Below are 22,912 nucleotides of genomic sequence, written 5' to 3'. Positions count from 1 at the left end.
CGCTCCCACCATCCGTAGTCTTGGGTCATGGACGACCTCATCGAAGCCGCGTGGCAAGCCGAGGAAGCCCTGTTGACGATGGGCGTGCGAAGCGATGCCGATCGACTCGCCGAACTGCTCGCATCCGGTTTTTACGAGATCGGGCAGTCGGGGCGGCGCTGGAGCCGCGACGAGATCATCGACGCTCTGGTCGGCGACGGCGACGAGCATCCGGATGCCGCGCTGACCGAACGAGAGGCGCGGCTCATTAATGACGACACGGTGCTGCTGTCGTATCGTCTCGAGTTCGCCGCACGACGCAGTCGTCGGTCATCACTCTGGCGACAGGATGGCGACCGCGTGAGGTGCTTCTTTCACCAGGGCACGCCGTTACCTGCGGGCTGAGGCGCGACTGCCTACGATGGCAGCGCGCACGACGCCGTGAATCGCATCAGGGGTGTGGCGTCGTCTGTGCCGAACAAGTGATCCAGCGCAACGTTGTACTCGAGCCTCCGAGCGTGAGGAACGTTCACCGGGTCGTGTCCGTGGGCCATGAGCTCGCCCGTCATCATACGTCGCGCGGTTCGTTTGTTGCCATCGACATAGAACTGCCTGCGAGTCACCGCGTCGTTGTAGACGAGAGCGCGAAGGCGCGCGTCTTCAACCTCGGACAGGTGCTCCATGAGGTTGCCCCATCGAGCGGGAAGTTCCTCCTGGGGAACTCCTTCGACAGAGCCGCCGTTCGACAACTGCACGCTGCCGCCACCGCCGGTGCTGCCTTCGCCACGGAAGTGGCCGGACTCGATCGCCTCGTGGCGAGCGACCAGGGGCGCTCCCGCAACCAGTAGCCGCTCGCCCGACTCCCCGATGGCTCGTTTCACGTACTTCTCGGCTCCGGCGCTCCAGTTGTGGCGCTGCTCGCTCACCTCGACCACTCCTTTGCAATGCTCGTCGCGATCTCTTCCTGCCGGCCGCCAAGCCCCACACAGTCCAGAAGCATCTGGAGCGGGGCAACGTACCGCAGAGCTCCAACGGCGTATGCGCCGATAATAGGTACTGGGGTTCGCCTCAGCGATGATGACGTGCGCATTCGCTGAAGCCGTCACGCGCTTGTGCGTCTCCGAAAGAAGGCTCGCGGCGCGTTCGACGTCATCCACCCACAGCACACTCGGGCCGGCCACTGGGTTGTCTTTGGCTGGTCGTACCATACGCGGTACACGAATCGCTTACTCACCTGCGCACTCGGTAGCGCAGGTACACGACGCCCGAGTCGAACGCTCGGGCCCCGAGCAGCTCGAGGTCGACGCGTCGCTCATCACGCGCAAAGAACGGCAGCCCTCCCCCGACCAGCACGGGGTAGGTCCTGATGTAGTACTCGTCGATCAGCCCGAGAGTAGCGGCCTCGGCGGCGAGGGTGGCACCGCCGATGGCGATGTCACCCTCGGCCGACTCTGCACGCAGCCGCTCGATCTCATCGGCAAGATTCGCCTCGGCCAGGCGGGCATTGCCCTGAACCGTCGAGAGCGTCGTGGAGAAGACCACCTTGGGCAGTGCATTCCACATGCCGAGCCACTCTCGCACCGGAACCGCGAGCGCCTCTTCATCGACCGTCTCCCAATAGAGCATCGCCTCGTAAAGGCGCCTACCCATGAGATGCACCCCGACCGCGCGAATCTCGGCGAGGGCAATGTCGAACACCTCGTCGCTCAGACCCGGCCAGTCGAAATCGCCATCCGGCCCATGTACGTAGCCGTCGAGCGACACGCTCATCGAATAGGTCACGCGGCGCATCCGAGCCCCCTTTATCTCGTGCGTTCGATGCTACGGCCGACGGGGCGCGCGGTCACGCGCGTTCTACGGGCAGCCAGAGTTCACAGGTCGCCGTGCTGAAATCGTCGGCGCGATCGAGCACCGCGACTATCGACGGCCCGGCACGCAACAGCCACGGATTCGACGGGAACCAATCGGTCGCGGTCGCTGCCCAGGTCGCCTGCAGAGATGCGGGGTAGTCGCCCTGTGTGCGAAACACCGCCCAGGTTCCCGCGGCAACCTCGATGATGTCGAGGTCCTCCGGAACCTCGATCGAGTCCGTCACGGCGACGCCGTGCAGATAGGCCAGGTCGCTTCCTTCGGTGTAGTCAGGGTTTACGTCTGCACTCACCTGCAGCAACCCGATCGGCTCGGTGTCGCTGAGTTCCTTGAGGCGCGCGTGCTCTGCGATGGGCAAAGATGCGATGTGCGTCTGAATGTGCGGGTTTATCCCCTCGTGGATGAGGGGCACGCGAGCAGCGTGACCAATGAGGCGGAAGGCCTGCTTGTCTATGATGCGGGTGTCCATGGTGATGCTCCCTTCAACGGTCAGGCGGAACCTGATCTGCGATTGTGTGTGAAGGGGGCCGCCTTCTCGCCTGACGTCACCTGGGCCGACTCCGTGCACAGAGCGGAACGCTCGAGCGAAGGCTTCGGTTGAGCCGTAGCCGTAGCGCACCGCAATGCCCAGCAGGTCGCCGTCACCGGTGACCTCTGCCGCAGCGAGGGTCATTCGGCGGCGCCGGATGTACTCCGAGAGCGGCATGCCAGCCAGCGACGAGAACATCCGCCGCAGGTGGTACTCCGTCGTGCCGAGTTCTGTCGCCAGCGATGCCACATCGAGGTCGTCGGTCAGACGTTGCTCGACCAGCTCGACCAGCTTGTTCAGTTCCGCGATCATGGCGCCTCCTTCGACACCCACACTTCCGGGTCGTCTCGATCGGCACCCTACTATCGCGGTCCGATCGGATCGCCCTTGCACACCGCGGGCGATCGCGATCAGCCCCCAAGTAAGACCGCGCGGCTCACCGAGCCAACGAGGGGAACAATCTGCTTTTCATCCGTCGGCACTACCCCCTATGATCGGATCACTACGATCTCTCGCCTCTGTGATGTGGCGGGCCGACCGATCGCGCCGAGCGGCGCATCCATCACGGGGGATTCACACTTATGACCGACTGCCTGGCCACCACAGGAACCGACACACTGCTGCCGTTCCTCATTATTGCCACCGTTCTTTTCGCCGCGGGCATCGTCGCCGTATTCGCGGCGAAGAAGCGCGCGGGCTGGTCGGCCTTCCTCGTCATCCCGCTGCTTCTGGGCCTGACACTTCTCGGGTCGGCGGCCCCGAGCGCGCAGGCCGCGTCTGGCGTCCCGTGCTCGACTTCGACACCCCCGCCGGTGGTATGGACTCCGACGCCGGCACCGACGCCTTCGTGTACACCGACCACGGCCCTGCCGAGCGTGAGCGAGACACTCGGCTTCTGGGACTTCCGCACCGACGACGGCTTCCTCGGCTTCTACCACGAGTTCCCGCAGAACGACGCGGCAGCCGTTCAAGCCCTCATCGATGCGTCCACCACGCAGCCCGCCCAGGTGACGGTCACGGCAGACGTGTCGTTGTTCCGAGGCGGTGAGTCGGTTGCCGACCAGGTGAGTTACACGGTTCCCCTCTCGCAGGGCGGTATCGACCCGTCCGTGCTGGTCAGCACCAATGTGCCCGCGTTCGTCTACATAAAGTTCCAGCCCATCCTCGATGCAATGAACGCGAAATTCCCAGACGAGAGCGTCGGCCTCACCAGTGTCAGCGCGGTTGTGAACATCCCGCAGAACGACGGCTGCGACGGAGTCACCCTCTCGACGATTACGTTCTCGGCGGGCGTCCAGGCCGGCTAGCCACGCGGCGCATCGAACCGGCGACAGTGCCCACAACGGACTGTAGTTGCCGGTGCGCCGGTATCTACAGTCCACAAAGGTAACTACTGAGAAGGCGGCTACTTGCCGTCGGCCTTCCCTTCGGCAATGTACGCCAGGCGGCGCAGCGTCTCGACGTTGCGCACGTAGAGTCCGATGTCGAGCAGTGCCGGAGGCACGTATTTTCCCGGGCCCGCGACGGCCTTCTCGATGATGCGCACGACGCATCCATTGCCCCTCGGCTTCACGTCGATCTGAACCGACGCCTCACCGATGGGCCAGCCCTTGGCGACGATCAGCATGTGCCGGGGCGGATCCCACTCGTGCATCGTGGTCTCGTCGTCGATGACGGCCGGCCACGACCCGAACGAGTGATGCAGATGCGAGCCTTCTGCAGGCCACGCCTTCTCAACATCGCGCATGCGAGACGACCCGACGACCCACGAGGGAAAAAGCCATCCGTCGGCGAGCACGGCGAAGACGTCTTCGGGGGAACAGGCCATGACTCTGACGTTTGTCGACATGACACACCAGCATCGAGCATCCACGAACGGGGGTCTAGGGGTTGCGGGCCGCGCCCAGTAGTCTCTGGCCTATGTGCACCCGTGTCTTCTGGAATGACAACCCGATCGCGAAAGTCACCTCGCGCTGCATGGACTGGGAGGTCAGCGACGAGCCCGAGTTGTGGTTCTACCCGCGCGGCCTCGAGCGCTCGGGCGGGTCGCAGCCGGATGCCGCCACATGGCGATCGGCGTACTCGAGCGTCGGGCTCAGCATGTGGAACGTCGGCACCTCGGACGGCATGAATGAGAAGGGACTCGCGGCCCACGCTCTGTTTCTCTACGACATCGAGCCGCCGACGATTGATGGCGCTCCCACGATCACCATCGCGTTGTGGGTGCAGTACGTGCTCGATCACTTCGCGACTGTCGCCGAGGTTCTCGAGCATCTCGACGACGTTCAGCTCATCGCGCCTCCCATCAGAGGCCAGTACATCGGCGCGCACCTCGCCCTCGAAGACTCGTCGGGCGATTCGGCGATCATCGAGCCCATCGACGGCAAGCTGGTGGTGCACCACGGCAAGGAATTCACCGTCATGGCGAACTCCCCCGACTACGACCAGCAGCTCGCCAACCGGGCCCGTTACGCCCCGTTCGGCGGCGAGCTCCCCCCGCCCGGCGACATCACCTCTCTCGATCGCTTCGTGCGCGCGAGCTACTTCAGGCACTATCTGCCCGAGCCCGCGAACATCAACGAGACGGTCGCGGGAGTGTTCCGCATCACACAGAACGCGGCGGTTCCTCCGGGAGCTCCCTACGACGACGGAGGCGTGTACCCCACCTGGTGGCACGCGGCCAGCGACGTGACCAATCGCATGTACTACTTCTGGTCGACGCACAGCCCCTCGGCGATCTGGGTCGACCTGGCCGCGCTCGCCGACGGAACCGAGCTGCTCGCCCTGAATCCGCTCGGCGAAGCCCTGATCGGCGACGTGACAGGGCAGCTAGCGAGCGCCGAGCTCGCCTACTGAGCAGCCGCCCGCACGCCATTCCGGGCTCTCGCGACTGCCTCGCCCGTAGGCTGGATCGTATGAGCGAAGTGGATGCGGTCGTCGTCGGCGCAGGGCCCAACGGTCTTGCCGCGGCTGTGACCCTGGCCCGTGCCGGGCTATCGGTGCGCGTCTACGAGAAGAACTCGACAATCGGCGGAGGCGCCCGCACGAAAGAACTGACGCTCCCGGGCTTTCTGCACGACGTCTGCTCGGCCGTTCACCCCATGGCCCTGGCCTCCGGGTTCTTTCAGCGCTTCCGGCTGCAGAACCGCATCGAGTTGGCCCTTCCCGAGGTGTCGTACGGGCATCCGCTCGATGGCGGTCGCGCCGGAATCGCCTATCACGACCTCGCCCGCACGGTCGGGGCGCTCGGCCGCGACGGCGCCGCGTTCCACTCTCTGATGGCCCCGCTTGTCGAGCGCGCCGACCAGGTGGCGCGCCTCGCGGGCTCGAATCTGCTCATGGCTCCGCGCCAGCCCGTCACGGCCGCGCTGTTCGGCCTGCGCTTGCTCGAACAAGGTCTGCCAACCTGGAACGCGCGCTTCCAAGGCGATGCGGCGCCCGCGATGCTGGCCGGCATCGCGGCCCACGCCATCCGACCCATGCCCAGCCTCGCGACGGCGGCGGTCGCGCTCAGCCTCGGCAGCTACGCGCACGGCCGCGGCTGGCCCGTGCCGGTCGGCGGCAGCCAGGCGATCGTGGATGCTATGGCCGCCGATCTCGTGGCGCACGGCGGGCAGATCGAGACGGATGCCGGCATCCGGTCGCTCGATCAGCTGCCGTCGTCGACGGCCGTGCTCTTCGACACGACCCCGCGCGCTCTGGCGGACATCGCGGGGCGACGCCTGCCCACGGTCTACACGAACGCGCTGCGAAAGTTCAGCTACGGCAACGGGGTTGCCAAGGTCGACTTCGCCCTGTCGGGGCCCGTGCCGTGGACGAATGTCGAGCTGCACAAAGCGGGCACCGTGCACGTGGGCGGAACCCGCGCCGAGATCGCGGCATCCGAGGCCGAAGTGGCGTCTGGCCGGCACACCTCGAACCCCTATGTGCTCGTCGCGCAGCCGTCGAGCTTCGACCCGTCGCGCGCGCCCGAGGGCAAGCACGTGCTCTGGGCGTACACGCACGTTCCGAAGGACTCGTCGATCGATCAGACCGAGGCCATCATCACTCAGATCGAGCGCTTTGCCCCGGGGTTCCGCGACCTGATCCTCGCTTCGGCGAGCATGACCGCGCGCGACATGGAGAACTACAACCCGAACTACATCGGGGGTGACATCGCTGCGGGTGCGGCCACGCTCACCCAGCTGGTGCGCAGGCCCGTGCTCTCACTCGAGCCCTGGCGCACACCGGCATCCGGCATCTATCTCTGCTCGTCGTCGACCCCGCCGGGCCCGGGCGTGCATGGCCTCGCGGGTTGGTACGCGGCGAAGAGCGCGCTGAAGCACAGCTTCGGAATCAGATCGACGCCGTCTCTGGCCCCGTAGCCCCTTCACTCCCCTGCGGCTTGGCCCGCAACTTGGCGCAAATCGACCCTCGCGTGAGATCTTGGGTCGATTCGCGCCAGATGGATGCGCGTGGGAGCGCTCCAACTCGGGCTACCTCGGCGTGTTATGCCGAGACGGAGTCGAGTGAGAGAGTGTCGTCGTCGAGCGGCGAAGCGGAGGCGGCCGCATCTTGCCGCCGCAGAGTGCGACTGATCTTGCGGATCTCGTGACGGGCGAGCCTCGCCAGCGTTGTATCGGGATGTGCGCGGCGAACCCCCTCGAGCTCCTCGACCGTGAGCTGCGGACCGATCACGCGACGCAGGGCGTACATTGCCTGCTGCGCGACGTCGGTGTCGTGGATGAGTTCGCGCAACGCGCGCTCCGTCTCGGGGGCGCGCCGAAAGCGTGGCAGACCGAGCACGACCTGCTGGCGATTCATGCCGTATGCCCTGTCGGTAGCAATCTCGAGAATCAGGGGCGTCTCGCGAAGCGGTGCCGCATTCACGAGCGCCTCGCCGAGCTGCCACCCGACGCGTCCGCGCCGCGCCACACCCCAGGTGAGGAACGAGGTATGGAGCGCACCGAAGGCTGCGGGCCGTGCCGCCGGGTTCTTGAGGTGCAGGGCAACGGTCTCGATCACACCAGGATCGGTGAGACGGGGAAGCACCTCGATCAGCACGGGCGTGGCCGCTTTGGAGTCGAAGGAGGAGGTGTCGAAGTAGCGACTGTCGTTCACAAAACGACCGAAATCCTCCGCGCCGGCGACTGCATGATCGGCGAGAAGGTTGCGCACGAGGGCGCGCTCATCAGTGGTCGAGACGGCGGACATACGATGAGAATACATCCGATAGCTGAGGATTAATCGACACACGAGCCCGTTTCGCGACTTTTCGTCGCGTTATTAGCAATCGATGCGGTGTGAGTCGCTTCCAGGACAGGCATTTACGCCGTCAATGCAACCCGGCTCCCCGGCACGGCGATCCTCACGAGACAATGGAGTCATGAGCGAGATCGTCGACAGCCCAAGGCAGAGCACTGCCGCCACCGGCGAGTCCGAACTCGTCTCCCTTCTGCGGCGACTCGTCGAGATCGATTCATCGAACCCCGACCTCGGCAGCACGGGACGTGGCGAGGCGGCCCTCGCCGACTTCATCACCGACTGGCTGACGCCTTATGGATGCGACATCGAACGACTCGAGGCCACGCCCGGCCGCCCGTCGATCGTCGCAACCTGGCGCGGCACGGGTGGAGGCCGGTCGTTGATGCTCAACGGACACATCGATACCGTCTCGCTCGACAGCTACGACGGCGACGGCCTCGCTCCGGTGATTCGCGACGGCGCGATGTTCGGGCGGGGCAGCTACGACATGAAGTCGGGCATCGCCGCCATGCTGGTGACCGCCGCGGCCTCCGCAGAACGGCCCCACCGCGGCGACATCGTGCTCGCGCTCGTCGCCGACGAAGAATTCGAGAGCGCCGGCACCATCGAGGTGCTGCAACGCTTCTCCGCCGATGGCGCCATCGTCGTCGAGCCGAGCGACGGCGAGGTCACCCTCGCACACCGCGGACTCGTCTGGCTCGACGTCGTCATCGAGGGTCGCGCCGCTCACGGCTCGCGTCCCGACCTCGGTCGCGACGCGATCGTGCAGGCGGGCCGCTTTCTCGCGCGTCTCGGCGACCTGGCGCACGATCTCGCGAGCCGGCCCGAGCATCCGTTTCTCGGCTCGGCCAACGTGCACGCGTCTCTCGTACGCGGCGGCGTCGAGATGTCGAGCTATCCGGCCGAGTGCACGGTCGGCGTCGAGTGGCGCACGCTTCCCGGGCAGGATGTCGACACGGTCGTCGGCGAGATCGACGCACTTCTGGTCGCGGTGTCGGCCGAGCATCCGGGATTCTCATACCGCATCGTGCCGGGCCTCACCGAGCCACCCTTCGAGGCGGACCGCTCGTCGGCCGTCGTGCAGAGTGTGCTCGCGAACGTCGAGGCCGTCACGGGCAAGGCGCCCGTTCTGCGGGGCGAACCGTTCTGGACCGACTGCGCCCTGCTGGCCGCCGCAGGCATCCCCGCTGTGCTCTTCGGAGTCACCGGCGGCGGAGCGCACGCGGCCAGCGAATGGGTAGATCTCGCCTCGGTCGACACGGTCGCCCGCGTGCTCGAGCGCACGATCGACGATTTCTGCGCGTAGGCGCCGCCGCTAGAGAGCCAGTACCGAGAGGGCGTCGGGTGGGCGCGGCTCGTTGTCAGGAGAATCGGGGGCGCCGCGTACGAAAACGTCGCGTTCGGCACGTTTCTCCTGAATTGCAGCGCGGCGCCCGACGGAAACGGACGACCCCTCGGCCTAGCGCGGGTTAGGTCTGCGGGCCCGTTCCTCCCGGCTCCGCGATCAGCACCATGCCGTTCGCGCTGTTCGCCGTGACCATCAGAGCCTCGATCCACGCGCGGTTCACCGGCGGCTGGCGGTTGCCGTAGAAGCGGATATGCAGGGGAATCGTCGGATGCATCCAAATGGAGCTGCGCCCGTTGCCTTCGTCGGAGTTGTGCTCCCAGTTGAAGAGAAAAGACTCTCCCCGTCGGAACTTCGCGTTCACGACCACACGCAGGTGAGCGAGCAGACGGTCGTCTATATCGATTTCAAGGCCGGTCGGGCCATAGATGAGTTTTCCCACCTAGTTAGTTTATCTAGCTATTTATCCGACTGCGACACAGCTTCGCTCATTCGCTCCAGAAATGCGGTAATAACCGTGGCGTCGCGCGCGTCGAGGCCGCGCGCTACCGCCATCATGCGCTGATGCATGTCGCCGAACACCTCGCTCATGTCGGCATGAGTCGTGGGCGTCGTAGCCAACACCACAGCCCGCCCGTCGCTCGGATGCTTTGCTCGACTCAGGTGCCCGCTGGCAACGAGCCGGTCGACAAGCACGGTCGTGGATGCCGACGAGATGCCGAGATGCCCGGCCAAGTCTTTCGGGCTAACGACGCGCGCATCGCGCTCGGCATTCACAACGAAGCGCAGCGCCGTGATGTCGGTCTCGTTGAGGCGCAGGGCGGCGCGCGTTCGACGACGCATTGCCATCTCCGCCACGCGGTAGCGACGAAGAGCATTGAGAGCGTCGACGCCCGTCTTCAGCTCGGCATCGTCGCCATACCAGTAGCCCGAAGCGCGCACCTCCGCCGATTCCATAGCTCGATTCTATGGCGCGGTCACTAGTCCAACTAAGCATCTCTCACTGTTCTCGGACAGGTGTCCGAGAAATCGTGATAGACTGCCGTGATGTCAACTGTGCGGAGTGCTGTTCTGCCCGACAGTTTTCGATCCTCCGCAGACGCCCCGGCTGATCCGAGAGCGGCTCGCACGCGTCAGGGAATCCTGGCCGCGGTCTCACGTCTTCACGCCGCAGACGCCGATGACATCTCTGTCAGCGACATCGTGCGCGAGGCGAAGATCAGTCGCAGCTCGTTCTACGCGCACTTCTCGAGTCTCGACGACCTGGCAGTCGCCCTGCTCCGCCAGGAGTTCGCCAGTGTCGCCGCGCCGAACCGGGGCGACACAGACCCGGCGTCCAGCCTCCGCGAGAGCTACACGCGTCTCGTGCAGCACTTCGCCCAGCGGCAGTCTCTCTACTCCCACGCACTCGGCCTCCCACTGTCTCGACGTGCGTTCGACGAGGTGATCGCCGCTTATGCCGATCAGGTACTGGCGACGCTCGGCGCGCCCACCTCGGGAGCCGGCGCCATCCGGGCTCGTCTCGCCGCGACCTATGTCGCCGGCGGCACCATCAGCCTGCTCAGCGCCTGGGTCGCCGACCATCACGACATCAGCGAGAACGAACTCGTCGACGAACTCATCGCTCTGCTGCCCCCGTGGCTCAGCTGACCCCCACAGCCTGGCCCGCAGGGTCAGCGCTCACCTCAGATCTCACCTCCGCACACCACGTCACAAAGAAAAGAGAAGCCCAGTCGTGAAATTCGATATTGGAGAGACCCTCGTATACCCGCACCACGGAGCGGTCACCATCACTGAGCTCGAGACCAAGAAGGTCAAGGGCGAAGACAAGCGCTACATGACGCTGCGGGTACACACGAGCGATCTCATCATCAAGCTTCCGATCGACAACGTCGAACTCGTGGGCGTGCGCGACGTCATCGACGCCGCGGGCGTCGACGAGGTCTTCGCCGTTCTGCAGAACGACTTCGTCGAAGAGCCGGGCAACTGGTCGCGTCGCTACAAGGCGAACCAGGAGAAGATGGCCTCGGGCAGCGTGCACCGTGTCGCCGAGGTCGTGCGCGACCTGTGGCGTCGCGAGCAGGCGCAGGGCGTGTCGGCCGGCGAGAAGCGACTGCTGCTCAAGGCCCGACAGGTGCTCATCTCTGAGCTCGCATTGGCGCGCCGCGTCAGCGACGAAGACGCCTCACTGCTGCTCGACGAGGTCTTGAACGCGGTCGTCGTCTAACTTCTGCGCGCACTCTCATCACGAGAGTTCGTGGTAGAGGCCGACCGGTCCCCCCGGGACCAGATCCCCACATCCCCGTCGGCCCCTACCTATTACCTCAAGCTAAAGAAGTTTGAGAAAGATTGCAACGTGACGACCCATCACGTTACGTATCGTGTCGTTTTACGAGCCCGGCGACGGGCATCCGATGTCGTTAAAAAGAAGCGGGCCCAGGGTGCTGTACCCCGGGCCCGCTTCGTCGTTGCTACTAGCTGCAGACCTTCGAGAGCTCGGTGAAGGTGTTCTGAACGTCGCTCGAAGCGCCGGTCAGAGCCGTTGTGTCGGCAGAGGCCGGGTCGGCGGCGTAGGTCTTGAACTCGCTGACCAGGGTGCTCAGAGCCTTGTCGGCGTCGTCAGCGACCTTCTTGACGTCGTCATTCGACACCTTCGAGACATTCTCGGAGAACTTGTCAGAGACCGTCTGCAGAGCCTTGGAAGCGCCCTCAGGGTCGGTGGCGGCGTCGGAGAGGCTGCTGGTCAGTTCGCTCTGCAGGTCGGTCAGACCTGACTCGAGGACCTTGCAGGCGTCGGCCTTGCTCTGCCCGCCGGCGCAACCGGTCAGCAGAAGTCCGGTGATGGCGAGCGCGCCAATCAGCGATGTGGTCTTGGTGCGCGAGATTCGCATTGTATGTACTCCTTTTAGGGGGTGCGTGGTGTGAAAACCCTAGCAGTCAGCGGTATACAGACCGAGTTCGAGGCATGGGCAGTACTCACCATTGACACGCCTGAAGTCGACAGAATCGGCCCAGCCCTCCACCCGCTGCACACCTCAAGCTGAATTTGGCCTGTGCACTTGCTGCCGATTCACCACACTCTGTAGTGTTATGAGGCCCGCTGCGCCTGCAGTGGCAACGGGGGAGTCGATCACTTATGTCAGTTCTGTCTATCGGCACCGCGCGTGCCGCAGTCATCACCGTCGCGGCGGCGAGCGCACTCGCACTTCTCGCGCTGCCCTCCGCTGCCCACGCGGCCGAGGTCGTCACCTGCACCAAGCAGGCCACCGCTCAGACGCAGCCATGGCTTGCTTTCTCGCAGAGCGAGAACTTTTACGAGCCCCTCGGAGTCGCCGAGAAACAGTTCATCACGACCACGTCAGACCTCACACTCGATTTTCCTGCCCTCTTCACCTCCGACGACCTCGCTGCCTATAAGACCGGGGTGACCGAAGCGGAGGACGCTCGCAATGCGGTTCAGGCCGAAACTAATGTGTTCGCATCACTCCAAGAGCTAGCTGAGCAGCTCAACACCGTCGACCCGGACAATACGACTGGCTGGCAGCAGAATCTCCCGGCCCTCTTCAACTCGCTCTTGTCCGACCCCGACCTGCAGCCGTTCCAGGCCGCTTCCAACGCGCTCGAGTCTGCTCGTACAGACTTCCTCAACCAAGCGCAGGCCACTCTCGATGCAGATCTGCCCGTCGGCGGGCCTTACACCAGCCCGGTGCTGCCAGAGGACTTCGAAGAAAACGTCACGACGTACGTGTCCGGTATCGACCTGATCGTCAGCAAGTTCCAGACCATACTGCTCGATGGTGCGGCACAGTTCGTCGTCTACGAAGACGTGTGCACCACGACCATCGTCGCCGACACTGCTGCCCCGGCCGAGGCTGCATCCGCACCCGCCAAGACGCTCGCCGCTACGGGAAGCTCCGACGGTCTCGTTCTCGGAACGGTCTCTGGGATGCTGCTTCTGGTCGGCGCCGCCTCGCTCGTTGTAACGCGCCGCCGCTCCGCGTAGCCACCACGCGCACTACTGCGTTGGCACATCCAGGCTGACGCCCGCGTCCGCGTCGGTGAAGTTCACCGTGGTCCACGTATCGGCCTGGCCGGCCACGGGGATCTCCGCCTTCAGTAGATGACCGGTCTCGTCGATCCAATACCGAAGGGTCGGCGCCGCGTTGGTCGGCGCGGCCGTCGCGGGAGCGTCGGATGTGGGGCCGGCGAAGACATCGACCGGAGTCCCGTCGACCTCGTCTGAGCGCAGCCAGAGCGCGTCGGTCTGCTGCAGAAGCTGGGGGTTGTCGGGCCGGTCATTGCCGAGGCTCAGCAGCACGGCGACCACGTTCGACAGACTCGTCGCAGACGGGTTGAGAGCACTGTCCTGCCAGCCGTCGGCCGGCACGGGCAGTGGCGCCGCGCCAAGCGTCGTCGGCTGATATCCGAGCGTGTGCGGCGTGAAGCGCAGCAGACCGGCATCGGGCGCACCGTCGACGGTGGTCGACGCGAAGCCGTAGCCCGCCCCCGCCGCGTAGTCGATCCAGCCAGAGAACTGCACCGGCTGCGCCCCGGGAATACTGAACGTGACGGCGCGCACACCACTGTCGAAGTTGTTGAAACGAAAGATTGCAAGCCTCTGCGCCTGCTCTGTCGACAGCGCCGAACCAGCAGCCTGACTCGACCCCGGAGCATCCGGAGCATCTGAGGGCGCGCAGCCGGACACGCCCAGAACACCGCCCAGAACGACCATCACCACGAGAGGGCGCAACCCTCGACTAATTCGAATCACCCGCCGAGGCTAGCGCATGCTTCGCAGCAATAGAGTCAGGGTGCGCTAGACGAAGACGGGTTCCGGCTGAAGTACCACGCCGAACTCCGCCGACACGCGATTCTGGATGTACCGCGACAGTTCCGAGATGTCGGCCGCCGTGGCGTCGCCCGCGTTCACGATCGCGAGCGTGTGCTTCGACGAGATCGCGGCGCGCGAGCCGGGCAACGAGAAGCCCTTGCCGATTCCGGCGCGCTCGATCAGCCACGCGGCGCTCAGCTTGACCTGCGGAGCCGCCGATGTCGGTGCGGGCCCGGATGCGGCTCCGCCGAGCGGCCCGGACAGATCGACCACCAGGCCGGACGCTGGGTCGGGTAGTGGCACCACGATCGGTTCCTCCTCGGGCTCGACGAGCCACCGCGGCGCATCCGACGGCAGTCCGCGGGCGAAATTCTCGGAGACGATCGGGTTGGTGAAGAACGATCCGGCGCTGACGGAATCGGGATCCGTCGCATCCAGAACCATGCCCTTCGACGCCCGCAGCGAAAGAACCGCCGAACGCACGGCGCCCAGCGCGACCCGGTCGCCCACGGCGACGCCGAGAGCGGCGGCCAACTGCGGATACGCGATCGGGTCGCCGAGCGCGAGCGGGCCGAGCGGGCCTGTGGAGGAATCCGACGCATCCGACTCTGTCAGCGAGAACGTGACCGAGAGCACGACTCCGCGCTTGCCCCGCTTGAACACGCTCGTGCGGTAGCCGAGCTCGAGGTCGTCGCGCGCGATGCGCTCCACGCGCCCTGTGCCGTAGTCGAGGAAGTCGACCGAGACGATCGAGTCGCCGGCCTCCTGCCCGTAAGCGCCGATGTTCTGAATGGGCGACGCGCCTGTCGACCCGGGGATACCGGAGAGCGCCTCGAGGCCCGACCACCCCTGGTCGACCGTGTAGGCCACGAGCTCGTCCCATGGCTCGCCGGCCTGCACGCGCAGCCGAACGGTGCCGCTGGGCGCCACGATGCGGGCGACTCCACGTGTCGCGACGCGGATGACGGTGCCATCGAAGCCGTCGTCGGAGATGACGACGTTCGAGCCGCCACCGAGCACGAACCAGTCGTCGCCCGAGTCCCACACACCGAGCACGGCCTGCAGCAGCTCGGGCTCCCCCACGGGTTCAATGATGCGAGCAGCCGGGCCGCCCACCTTGAGGGTCGTCAGGGGGCCGAGCGCGACATCCACAGCCTCGACCGAGCCGACCGCCTGCTCATCGGCATGCGGTTCGGATCGCCCGTGCCGCCCGCTCATACGGATGCGGTGGGCGCCAGAGAGACGACGGCCTGCGCCTTGCCGAGAACGGTGTCGCCGTTGAAAGTGACCGTCAGGTCGATGCGCGCGGTGCCCGCCTCGGCGTCGACCTTGCCGACCTTCGCGCTGACGATCAACTCTGCTCCGTCGACGGGGTCAACCAGCACGGGCCGGGTGAAGCGCACCTGGTAGTCGAGCACACGCCCGGGGTCGCCGATCCAGTCGACGACGGGCTGCACGGCGAGTCCCATGGTGAGCATGCCGTGCGCGAGAACGCCGGGCAGGCCCACGGATGCCGCGACGTCGTCGCGGTAGTGGATCGCGTTGAAGTCTCCGGAGGCTCCGGCGTAGCGCACGAGCGAGTCGCGGCTCAGCGCGAAGTGGCCGCCCGCGACGACATCGCCCGCGGTCAGTTCATCGGCTGCAATGGTGATTCCGGCGGTCATTCGTCTCCCCTGACGACGAGGGTGGATGTTGCGGTCACGACGTGCGCGCCCGTCACGTCGACGATCGTCGACTCGGCGGTGACCATGGAGTGACCTCCGAGCGACTTGATGCTCGCCACGCTGAGCGTGGCGGTGAGCTCATCACCCGCCACGATCGGACGGCTGAAAGTGAAGCGCTGATCGCCGTGAACGACGCGCGAGAAGTCGATGCCGGCATCCGGCTCGCTCAACAGTTGCTTCAGCGTGTGCTCCTGCACCACCACCGCAAACGTGGGCGGGGCGACGACGTCGGCGTAGCCGGCAGCGCGGGCCGCCTCGACGTCGGTGTTGAGCGGACTCGTGGCGAAGACGGACGCGGCGAATTCGCGCACCTTCTCGCGGCCGACAAGATAGGGAGAGGTCGGGGCGAAGACGCGTCCAACGAGTTCAGGGTTCACAGGCACCCCTCCATTCTACGAACGCCCCGGCGGCGCCTGCTCTGCTCTGCCTGCCTAGACTGATGAACGATGAGCACTCCCCCGGCCCCGAAACCGCAATCCACGTCGAACCGCACCCTCTTCATCGTGCTCGGAATCGGCGGCGCGCTCGGGCTCGTGCTGTCGCTCGCGGCCGCCGCGGTGGTCTTCACGCTGGTCATCGGTTTCATGCGGGGCGCCGATACGGCCGGGCCCACGCCCGAGCCGTCGCCATCCAGCGAGTCGCCCGGCGACGTCGACTACAGCGACCTCACCTTCGACTCGGACTACACGCTGCCCGCCGGTAGCCTCGCCGCCCTCACCTTCAGCCCGCCCGAGGGCACCGACTGGGTCGTCGATCCGGATGCCAGGAACGACCCAGACACGATGAGTTACGTCAGCGAGTCCACGGGATGCCAGCTACGCATCTGGCAGTCGTCGCTCGACGCCGTCGATGTCACCGCCGGCGACGACGAGACGACCTCTCGCGACGTGGCCTCGGCGTTGCGCAAGGATCAGGTCCCCGACGACGCCTTCGCAAAGCACACCTTCACCGGGGGCTTCTCGTCGGCCAAGGTCGAGTTCGTCGATCTTCTCTGGGGTGCATCGAACAGCAATTACCTGGCTGTGCGGGCATTCGGCGACGCGGGTGTATTCGTGTCGGTCGGGGTGGCGTGCACGCAATCGAGCGCGTGGGACGCGGTCAAGCAGGCCGACGCAGGGCTCGGAGTCGTCACCCTCTCGGAATGATCTCCCGGGCGCTGATTACATCAACCGGAGACCGCCCACATGGCCACCGCGCTGGCGGCCGCGACGTTCAGCGAGTCGATTCCGTGCTTCATCGGAATCTGCACCACCGTGTCCGATGCCGCGATCGCCTCGGACGTCAGGCCTTCGCCCTCCGCGCCGAGCACCAGGGCCAGCTTCTCGGGAAGCCGAGCCTGAAAGTCGCGCAGGCTGACGGCATCCGGAGTCAGTGCGAGCGCGGCAACATGAAAGCCGGCCTCGACGAGCAGCTCACGGGTCTCGGGCCACTCCCCCACGCGAGTCCAGGGCACCTGCAGCACGGTGCCCATGCTCACCCGGATGGCGCGGCGGTAGAACGGGTCGGAGCACCGCGGCGTGACGAGAATCGCATCGGCGCCGATCGCGCCCGCGGAACGGAAGATCGCGCCCACATTCGTGGGGTCGACCACGTTCTCGAGAACCACGATTCGGCGCGCGTTCCGGATGAGCTCCGCCGGGTTCGCGAGCGCCGGGCGATTCATCGAGGCGATGAGTCCGCGGTGCAGGATGTAGCCGGTGAGCTCGGCGAGCAGCTCGCCCGGCCCCGTGAAGATCGGGATGTCGGAGAATCCGTGCTCGGCGAGCACCGCCTCGGCTTCGTCGGTGGAGGTTCCGAGGGCCAGAACCGACCGGGGAGTATGCCCTGCACGCAACGCACGCTCGAAGACGAGCAGCGATTCGGCGAGGTAGAGGCCGTGCTCTGTGCCGCGCGCCTTCTTGAGGGCGACGTCGGTGAGGTGGGCGTAGTCGCTGAGCCTCGCATCACCGAGGCTCTCGATGCGCAGGACGGGCATCGAGCTGCCGCTATCCGCGCCGATTCGGCGCATCCGCGTCTGGACGGCCGGCAGCGGATGCGCCGAGTGGGCGCGAATGTGCGCGGCCCTCGCGGATGACGATCGCCGCATACTGGGCGCCCACGAAGACGTGCAGCACGCATCCGATGACCACACCGTAGAACGCGACAACGGCCAGCACCTCATGGCCGGCGAAGTCGGAGTGTGCGAGCAGAAGCAGCGGCAGGCCGAGCATGAGGAATGTCGTGCGGATCTTCGAGATGTAGGTGATCGTCATCGACCCCTGGCGCTTGTAGGCGAGGATGATCAGGCCCAGAATGAGGTCCGTTGCAGCGATGGCGATGAGGATCCAGAGCGGCAGGATTCCGCTGATGACGAGGGTCACGCACACGACCACCTGGCTGGCCCTGTCGGCGACAGGGTCGAGCACCGCACCGAAGTGCGTCACCTGGTTGAGCCTGCGGGCGGCGAAGCCGTCGATCCAGTCGGTGGCGCCCAGAGCCACCAGCACGATGAACGCCCAGAAGTTCTCGTGCCACACCAGAACGAGCAAAACGAACAGGGGCATGAACAGGATGAGACGGGCGAACGTGATGGTATTCGGCACGTTCAGTATGCGCTCGCGCTGACGCGGTTTCGTCGGGGTCTCCACTCTCTGAGGGTAGCCGGTGAGCGGCGCTGAGCATTGCAGGCCGCGGGCACGAAAAAACCCCCAAGATGGCGAGATCTTGGGGGTTTTCGTAGCGGGAGCGGGACTCGAACCCGCGACACCACGATTATGAGCCGTGTGCTCTAACCACCTGAGCTACCCCGCCGGGCGCCGTCCGGTCGGCCGACAACTTTCGCTGTGGCCTGTGGAGGACGGAGCCCCCTGTGGGAATCGGACCCACTACCTCTTCCTTACCAAGGAAGTGCTCTACCAATGAGCTAAGGGGGCGTAGCCTGCGCACGACTGATGAGCCGTGCGATTTGGCACCTGTAGAGAATAGCATCACAACACAGCCGCTTCGAACCGCTGTCGGGAGTCGAAACGATTCGAGGCTAGAGTATTGCGCATGACAGTCGAACTCACCGAGACTTCAGGCGCGCCCGAATCCGCCCCGCAGTCGTCCCTGATCGCGATCGGCAGCGGCACCGAGTGGTGGCGCTCCGCCGTGATCTATCAGATCTACCCTCGATCGTTCGCCGACAGCGACGGCGACGGCATCGGCGACCTTCCCGGAATCACGAGCCGCCTCGACTCGCTCGCCGACCTCGGCGTCGACGCCATCTGGCTCTCGCCCTTCTTCACCTCACCCCAGCACGACGCGGGCTACGACGTCGCAAACTACGTCGACGTCGACCCCCTGTTCGGCACCCTCGCTGATTTCGACGCCATGCTCGCTCGCGCACACGAACTCGGCCTCAAGGTGATCGTCGACCTCGTTCCCAATCACACCTCGTGGGATCACGAGTGGTTCAAGGCCGCACTCGCCGCACCCGAAGGCAGCCCCGAGCGCGACCGCTACATGTTCCGCGACGGCCTCGGCGAGAACGGTGAGATCGCCCCCAATAACTGGCAGTCGGTGTTCGGCGGCCCCATGTGGGAGCGCACGACCAACGCCGACGGCACCCCCGGCCAGTGGTATCTGCACATCTTCGACGTGAGCCAGCCCGACCTCAACTGGGAGAACCCCTGGGTGCGCGAGCAGATGCTCGGCGTTCTGCGTTTCTGGCTCGACCGCGGTGTCGACGGCTTCCGGGTGGATGTCGCGCACGGCTTGATCAAAGAGGCCGGGCTCCCCGACTACACGCCTCCCGCGGATGCCGGCAGCATGGGCGGCGGCGTCTCGCCCCTCGAACCCGGAATCGATTCCGACGATCCGCCTACCCCTCCCTACTGGGCGCAGGACGGCGTGCACGAGATCTACCGCTCATGGCACGAGGTGCTCGACGAATACGAGGGCGATCGCGTGCTCTGCGCCGAGGCCTGGGTCGAGCCGCTCACCAAGCTCGCCCGGTGGGTGCGCCCCGACGAGATGCAGCAGGCCTTCAACTTCACGTACCTCTCGGCGTCGTGGAATGCCCCCGAGCTGCGCAAGGTGATCGACACCTCGATCTACGCCTTCGGCACCGTCGGTGCACCCTCGACCTGGGTTCTGTCGAACCACGACGTCGTGCGGCACGCGAGCCGACTGGCGCTCGGCGCAGACAACCTGCAGGGTGACGGCATCGGGCCGAAGTCCCCCGGACTCCCCGACACCGCTCTCGGGCTGCGCCGCGCACGCGCCGCCACCGCCCTGATGCTCGCCCTCCCCGGCAGCTCATACGTCTATCAGGGCGAGGAGCTCGGGCTGCCGGAGGCCATCCACCTGCCCGACGAGGCGCGTCAAGACCCGACCTGGTTCCGCACCAACGGCAAGCGCTACGGGCGCGATGGATGCCGCGTGCCGATTCCCTGGGAGGCAGGCAAGCCGAGCTACGGCTTCGGCCCCACGACCGCCAGCTGGTTGCCGCAGCCGGGTGACTGGGATGAATACTCGCGCGACAGCCAGACGGGCGTGCCCGGATCGACGCTGGAGCTCTACAAGCTCGCCCTGTCACTGCGCGCGGAACACAGGCTCGGAATGGGCGCGATCGAGTGGCTGCCAGGGTACGGCGACGATGTGATCGCATTCTCGAACGGCGCAGTCACGGTGATCTCGAACATCGGCTCGGTGCCGGTCGAGCTGCCCGCCGCCGAGGTGCTCCTCGCGTCGGAGGCCGTCACCGAACGCGTACTCGCGGTCGACACGACAGTCTGGCTCGCGAACTAGCCCTCGGGGGTCGACCGCGGCCCCAACGCACATCGACACGTCGAAAAAGCACCCAAGAATCCGCTCTTGGGTGCATTTTCGACGAGTGAGTTCGAGGGGACCGATCCATCCGGCGGAGATGCACTCTCCGCCTCGGCTACTGGTGATTTTCCGCCGAGTCGGCGCATCCGGCACCTAGTTGGCGTACTGGTTGAGCCAGGGCATCGGGTCGATCGGGGTGTCGCTCGCGTTGTGGATCTCGAAGTGCAGGTGCGCACCCGTGGAGGTTCCGGTGCTGCCGACGTTGCCGACCTGCTGGCCGACCTTCACGTCTTCACCCTTGCTCATGGCGACCGAGTTGCACTGCATGTGCCCGTAGAGGCTCGCGAACTTCATGCCGTTGACGTTGTGGTCGACGATCACGTAGCAGCCGTAGCCACCCGCATCGCTCTTCTGCGCGAGACGCACCGTGCCGTCGGCGACTACCTGGATGGGCGCGCCCATTCCCGGATTGAAGTCGATGCCCTGGTGGTTCGTACTTCCGATTCCGCCGGGCGATGATCGGTATCCGAAGCCGTCGCTGATCGGCACGCCGGTCGGGAATGGCCACTGGATGCTGCCGCTGGTGTCGTTCGAGAAGGTGTCGGCCGTGTTGAACCCGGACATCGACACCTTGGGCACACTCGTGACCGTGTAGGAGTCGCGGTCGACCTGCGCCGCAGACGCCTCGGTCGCCGGTTCTATCTGCTGCTTCTCGGTTTCGCCACCGGTGTTCCGCTGAGCCTGAACCTGCACACTCTGCGAGATCGATGCATTGGGCGTCGCGGCGAAGTACGCCTCGGCAGGAAGCGATGTAGCGACGGCGATTCCCCCGGCCACGAGGAACGCGAACATGCCGAAGCTCTTCTTGGCGATCGTCTTGGTCGACGGTCGACGGCGTCGCTGCGGTATCACTGCCTCGCCGGATCCGTTGCCGGATGCGTCGGCCGCCGACTTCGGCGAGCTCACCCTCGAGCGCTCGGCGGGCGCGCTGGCCGCTCGGCGACCGGCCTTCACCCGAGGCGGGGCATTCTCGTCGTCTGACGCATCGGAGACCGCGCGTCGGCCCGGAACTCGACCTGCGGGGGCGGGTGCGACCTCGCCCAGCACGTCGGCCGGGTCGATATCGGCGGCGACGGGGAGGGAGGCGGATGACGATGCAGCCACAACAGGAACAGTGACATCGGCGGGAGAGCCGGTCGCGGAGACGTCGGACTCTTCGACGGTGACGCCAACAGCCGATACCGGAGTGACCGATTCGGCTACGCCGGCCGCCACATATTCAGGCTCGGTCGCGGCGAACGCAACGGTGGAGGCGAGCTCGTCGGTCGACGCGGCTGCACGACGCCCACGCGGGCGGACGGTGTTCTCGAATGCAGCCCGTTCTGCCTCGCGCTCCTGCGCCTCGGTGAGGATGACCGGAGCGGCCACGCCGGCGGCCCGAGCCGCCCTGCGGGTCTGGGGAGCCGCGGCGGGCCGCGCATCCGGAATCACGGCCGTGGAATCGGTGGCCGCTTGCCGCCTCGACCGACGAGACTGCGGAGCAGCTTCGCTCTTGGGCGTCGAACCGTCAGTCGCAGACGAGAAGTCATCTGGACGGGGGTTATGACGAGCCAAAGCGCAGAAGTTCCAATATCAGTTCGGGTGTAGATCGAAGCGCGTCTCGTGAAACTCAGGCAAGTCGAAGACGCGACTGTCGAGGCTAACCGCCGAGTCTGAAAATTTCCGCAAAGCGAACCGATTCGGCAACCGCCGATCATGCGCGCCCTCTAGATAAGACCAGCGGATGCGTAGAGATCGCGCAGGATCGGCTCGAGCTCGACGGCCAGCGATTCGTCGGCCGCCAGCAGGAATCGGACGCTCTCGGCGTCGCCGTCGAAGCCGCTGACCCGGCCGCCCGCCTCTCGAACGACGAGCGCCCCGGCAGCGTGATCCCAGGGGTTCAGGCCTCGCTCGGCGTAAGCGTCGAGACGCCCCGCGGCGACCCAGCAGAGGTCGAGAGCCGCGGATCCTGCCCTGCGGATGTCGCGGACGCGGCCGAGGATGCCGGCCAGCACCTGCGCTTGGCGCACGCGCGTCTCGGAACTGTACGAGAAACCCGTGCTGAGAAGCGTCTGCTCGAGCGAGACGTCGGAGTTGACCTGAAGCTGCTGGATACCCAGATAGGCGCCGCCACCCTGCGCCGCTGTGAAGACCTCGCCCGTCGCCGGGTTCACCACGCAGCCCGCGAGCGTGTTCCACTCTCGGGGATCGGCGCCGCCCTCGACGACGGCGATGCTCACGGCGTACTGCGGGATGCCGTAGAGGTAGTTGACCGTGCCATCGATGGGATCGACGATCCAGGTGAGCCCAGAGTCGCCGGTCGATCCCGTGGACTCTTCGCCGAGGAATCCGTCGGCCGGCCGCACGTCAGAGATCGCGCTGCGTATGTAGCTTTCGACCTCACGGTCGGCGAGGGTGACCACATCGACGATCGAGGATTTCGTGGCCGCGACCTCGACGCCCTCGGCGCGACGACGAGCCGCGAGCGCGCCCGCTTCGAGGCCGATCCGGCGGGCGATGTCGAGCAGGTCATTGTTGGCAGCGATCGTCATGTGCCCAGC

Annotated in this window: 26 protein-coding genes and 2 tRNA genes; 10 read left to right on the top strand and 18 right to left on the bottom strand. The window is 66.0% G+C overall.

From position 1 onward, the window contains the following. Window positions 1-27 precede the first annotated feature (27 nt). Window positions 28-384, top strand: coding sequence for a nuclear transport factor 2 family protein (locus TZ00_RS14225; protein WP_044442633.1), 357 nt, complete (start codon window positions 28-30; stop codon window positions 382-384). Between the two features lie 11 nt (window positions 385-395). Here TZ00_RS14225 and TZ00_RS14220 read toward each other — a convergent pair whose 3' ends face one another. The 3 genes from TZ00_RS14220 to TZ00_RS14210 all read right to left on the bottom strand — a co-directional run bounded on the left by TZ00_RS14220 (window position 396) and on the right by TZ00_RS14210 (window position 2,689). Next, window positions 396-905, bottom strand: coding sequence for a hypothetical protein (locus TZ00_RS14220; protein ID WP_152631216.1), 510 nt, complete (start codon window positions 903-905; stop codon window positions 396-398). Between the two features lie 304 nt (window positions 906-1,209). Further along, a complete protein-coding gene (locus tag TZ00_RS14215; protein ID WP_202965862.1) occupies window positions 1,210-1,761 on the bottom strand; it encodes a dihydrofolate reductase family protein in 552 nt (183 codons plus the stop codon). Between the two features lie 61 nt (window positions 1,762-1,822). Then, window positions 1,823-2,689, bottom strand: coding sequence for an AraC family transcriptional regulator (locus tag TZ00_RS14210; protein ID WP_044442631.1), 867 nt, complete (start codon window positions 2,687-2,689; stop codon window positions 1,823-1,825). A gap of 269 nt (window positions 2,690-2,958) precedes the next feature. Between TZ00_RS14210 and TZ00_RS19990 the strand changes: the two genes are divergently transcribed. Beyond that, entirely contained in the window at window positions 2,959-3,684 is a 726-nt protein-coding gene (locus TZ00_RS19990) for a hypothetical protein (protein ID WP_044442630.1), read from the top strand. A 98-nt stretch (window positions 3,685-3,782) separates the two neighbouring features. Here TZ00_RS19990 and TZ00_RS14200 read toward each other — a convergent pair whose 3' ends face one another. Then, window positions 3,783-4,226, bottom strand: coding sequence for an SRPBCC family protein (locus tag TZ00_RS14200; RefSeq protein ID WP_044442628.1), 444 nt, complete (start codon window positions 4,224-4,226; stop codon window positions 3,783-3,785). 71 nt (window positions 4,227-4,297) lie between these two features. On the opposite strand from TZ00_RS14200, the gene TZ00_RS14195 reads away from it, so the two are divergent. Together TZ00_RS14195 and TZ00_RS14190 are read left to right on the top strand one after the other, a co-directional pair. Further along, the gene (locus TZ00_RS14195) at window positions 4,298-5,233 is read left to right on the top strand and encodes a linear amide C-N hydrolase (RefSeq protein WP_044442627.1); all 936 of its coding nucleotides are present in this window, start codon (window positions 4,298-4,300) and stop codon (window positions 5,231-5,233) included. Window positions 5,234-5,292: 59 nt separating this feature from the next. Further along, on the top strand, window positions 5,293-6,741 hold the full coding sequence (locus tag TZ00_RS14190) for a phytoene desaturase family protein (protein ID WP_044442626.1): 1,449 nt from the start codon (window positions 5,293-5,295) through the stop codon (window positions 6,739-6,741). Window positions 6,742-6,865: 124 nt separating this feature from the next. Here TZ00_RS14190 and TZ00_RS14185 read toward each other — a convergent pair whose 3' ends face one another. Then, window positions 6,866-7,570: a hypothetical protein gene (locus TZ00_RS14185; protein ID WP_044442623.1), complete on the bottom strand. Its 705-nt coding sequence runs from the start codon at window positions 7,568-7,570 to the stop codon at window positions 6,866-6,868. Between the two features lie 172 nt (window positions 7,571-7,742). Between TZ00_RS14185 and TZ00_RS14180 the strand changes: the two genes are divergently transcribed. Next, window positions 7,743-8,927: a M20/M25/M40 family metallo-hydrolase gene (locus TZ00_RS14180; protein WP_084606127.1), complete on the top strand. Its 1,185-nt coding sequence runs from the start codon at window positions 7,743-7,745 to the stop codon at window positions 8,925-8,927. Between the two features lie 163 nt (window positions 8,928-9,090). Here the strand turns inward: TZ00_RS14180 and TZ00_RS14175 are convergent, their stop codons facing one another. Continuing rightward, window positions 9,091-9,408, bottom strand: a complete 318-nt coding sequence (locus TZ00_RS14175) for a DUF7882 family protein (RefSeq protein WP_044442622.1) — start codon at window positions 9,406-9,408, stop codon at window positions 9,091-9,093. Window positions 9,409-9,425: 17 nt separating this feature from the next. Then, window positions 9,426-9,923 (bottom strand): MarR family winged helix-turn-helix transcriptional regulator, encoded by a 498-nt coding sequence (locus TZ00_RS14170; RefSeq protein WP_044442620.1) that lies wholly within the window; start codon window positions 9,921-9,923, stop codon window positions 9,426-9,428. Between the two features lie 90 nt (window positions 9,924-10,013). On the opposite strand from TZ00_RS14170, the gene TZ00_RS19025 reads away from it, so the two are divergent. Both TZ00_RS19025 and TZ00_RS14160 read left to right on the top strand, forming a co-directional pair. After that, window positions 10,014-10,616 carry a TetR/AcrR family transcriptional regulator gene (locus TZ00_RS19025; RefSeq protein ID WP_052521596.1) on the top strand — a complete coding sequence of 201 codons (603 nt, stop codon included), beginning with the start codon at window positions 10,014-10,016 and terminating at the stop codon, window positions 10,614-10,616. An 85-nt stretch (window positions 10,617-10,701) separates the two neighbouring features. After that, window positions 10,702-11,193, top strand: a complete 492-nt coding sequence (locus tag TZ00_RS14160; protein ID WP_044442618.1) for a CarD family transcriptional regulator — start codon at window positions 10,702-10,704, stop codon at window positions 11,191-11,193. Between the two features lie 247 nt (window positions 11,194-11,440). Here TZ00_RS14160 and TZ00_RS14155 read toward each other — a convergent pair whose 3' ends face one another. Further along, window positions 11,441-11,857, bottom strand: a complete 417-nt coding sequence (locus TZ00_RS14155; RefSeq protein WP_044442616.1) for a hypothetical protein — start codon at window positions 11,855-11,857, stop codon at window positions 11,441-11,443. A 245-nt stretch (window positions 11,858-12,102) separates the two neighbouring features. On the opposite strand from TZ00_RS14155, the gene TZ00_RS14150 reads away from it, so the two are divergent. After that, complete coding sequence (locus TZ00_RS14150) at window positions 12,103-12,969, top strand: LPXTG cell wall anchor domain-containing protein (RefSeq protein ID WP_044442614.1); 867 nt, start codon at window positions 12,103-12,105, stop codon at window positions 12,967-12,969. Window positions 12,970-12,981: 12 nt separating this feature from the next. Here the strand turns inward: TZ00_RS14150 and TZ00_RS14145 are convergent, their stop codons facing one another. The 4 genes from TZ00_RS14145 to TZ00_RS14130 are packed head-to-tail and all read right to left on the bottom strand — an operon-like array spanning window position 12,982 to window position 15,904. After that, window positions 12,982-13,737, bottom strand: coding sequence for a hypothetical protein (locus tag TZ00_RS14145; protein ID WP_152631213.1), 756 nt, complete (start codon window positions 13,735-13,737; stop codon window positions 12,982-12,984). A gap of 45 nt (window positions 13,738-13,782) precedes the next feature. Then, window positions 13,783-15,015 (bottom strand): UDP-N-acetylmuramate dehydrogenase, encoded by a 1,233-nt coding sequence (locus tag TZ00_RS14140; RefSeq protein WP_084606125.1) that lies wholly within the window; start codon window positions 15,013-15,015, stop codon window positions 13,783-13,785. After that, window positions 15,012-15,461, bottom strand: coding sequence for a MaoC/PaaZ C-terminal domain-containing protein (locus TZ00_RS14135; RefSeq protein ID WP_044442612.1), 450 nt, complete (start codon window positions 15,459-15,461; stop codon window positions 15,012-15,014). The genes TZ00_RS14140 and TZ00_RS14135 overlap by 4 nt, the downstream gene beginning before the upstream one ends. Then, window positions 15,458-15,904: an FAS1-like dehydratase domain-containing protein gene (locus TZ00_RS14130; protein ID WP_044442611.1), complete on the bottom strand. Its 447-nt coding sequence runs from the start codon at window positions 15,902-15,904 to the stop codon at window positions 15,458-15,460. Before TZ00_RS14130 ends, TZ00_RS14135 begins: the two co-directional genes overlap by 4 nt. Before the next feature lie 63 nt (window positions 15,905-15,967). Here TZ00_RS14130 and TZ00_RS14125 point away from each other — a divergent pair, with 63 nt between their 5' ends. After that, the gene (locus TZ00_RS14125) at window positions 15,968-16,666 is read left to right on the top strand and encodes a hypothetical protein (RefSeq protein ID WP_044442610.1); all 699 of its coding nucleotides are present in this window, start codon (window positions 15,968-15,970) and stop codon (window positions 16,664-16,666) included. 20 nt (window positions 16,667-16,686) lie between these two features. Here the strand turns inward: TZ00_RS14125 and TZ00_RS14120 are convergent, their stop codons facing one another. The 4 genes from TZ00_RS14120 to TZ00_RS14105 form a co-directional block, all read right to left on the bottom strand. Further along, the gene (locus tag TZ00_RS14120; protein WP_044442608.1) at window positions 16,687-17,496 is read right to left on the bottom strand and encodes a TrmH family RNA methyltransferase; all 810 of its coding nucleotides are present in this window, start codon (window positions 17,494-17,496) and stop codon (window positions 16,687-16,689) included. A 10-nt stretch (window positions 17,497-17,506) separates the two neighbouring features. Further along, entirely contained in the window at window positions 17,507-18,148 is a 642-nt protein-coding gene (locus tag TZ00_RS14115; protein WP_152631212.1) for a CDP-alcohol phosphatidyltransferase family protein, read from the bottom strand. 89 nt (window positions 18,149-18,237) lie between these two features. Beyond that, window positions 18,238-18,311 (bottom strand) — tRNA-Met (locus TZ00_RS14110). Window positions 18,312-18,361: 50 nt separating this feature from the next. Then, window positions 18,362-18,433 (bottom strand) — tRNA-Thr (locus TZ00_RS14105). Window positions 18,434-18,551: 118 nt separating this feature from the next. Between TZ00_RS14105 and TZ00_RS14100 the strand changes: the two genes are divergently transcribed. Further along, window positions 18,552-20,291, top strand: coding sequence for a glycoside hydrolase family 13 protein (locus tag TZ00_RS14100; RefSeq protein ID WP_084606123.1), 1,740 nt, complete (start codon window positions 18,552-18,554; stop codon window positions 20,289-20,291). 174 nt (window positions 20,292-20,465) lie between these two features. Here TZ00_RS14100 and TZ00_RS19020 read toward each other — a convergent pair whose 3' ends face one another. Further along, complete coding sequence (locus tag TZ00_RS19020; RefSeq protein WP_152631211.1) at window positions 20,466-21,926, bottom strand: peptidoglycan DD-metalloendopeptidase family protein; 1,461 nt, start codon at window positions 21,924-21,926, stop codon at window positions 20,466-20,468. Window positions 21,927-22,078: 152 nt separating this feature from the next. Then, window positions 22,079-22,903 (bottom strand): inositol monophosphatase family protein, encoded by an 825-nt coding sequence (locus TZ00_RS14090; RefSeq protein ID WP_044442607.1) that lies wholly within the window; start codon window positions 22,901-22,903, stop codon window positions 22,079-22,081. Window positions 22,904-22,912 lie beyond the last annotated feature (9 nt).

Origin of the sequence: Agreia bicolorata (assembly GCF_000938265.1) — a bacterium.
GTDB classification, from domain to species: Bacteria; Actinomycetota; Actinomycetes; order Actinomycetales; family Microbacteriaceae; genus Agreia; species Agreia bicolorata.
Note: the sequence above shows the minus strand (reverse complement) of the source record. Positions and strands in the feature narration are given on the sequence as shown.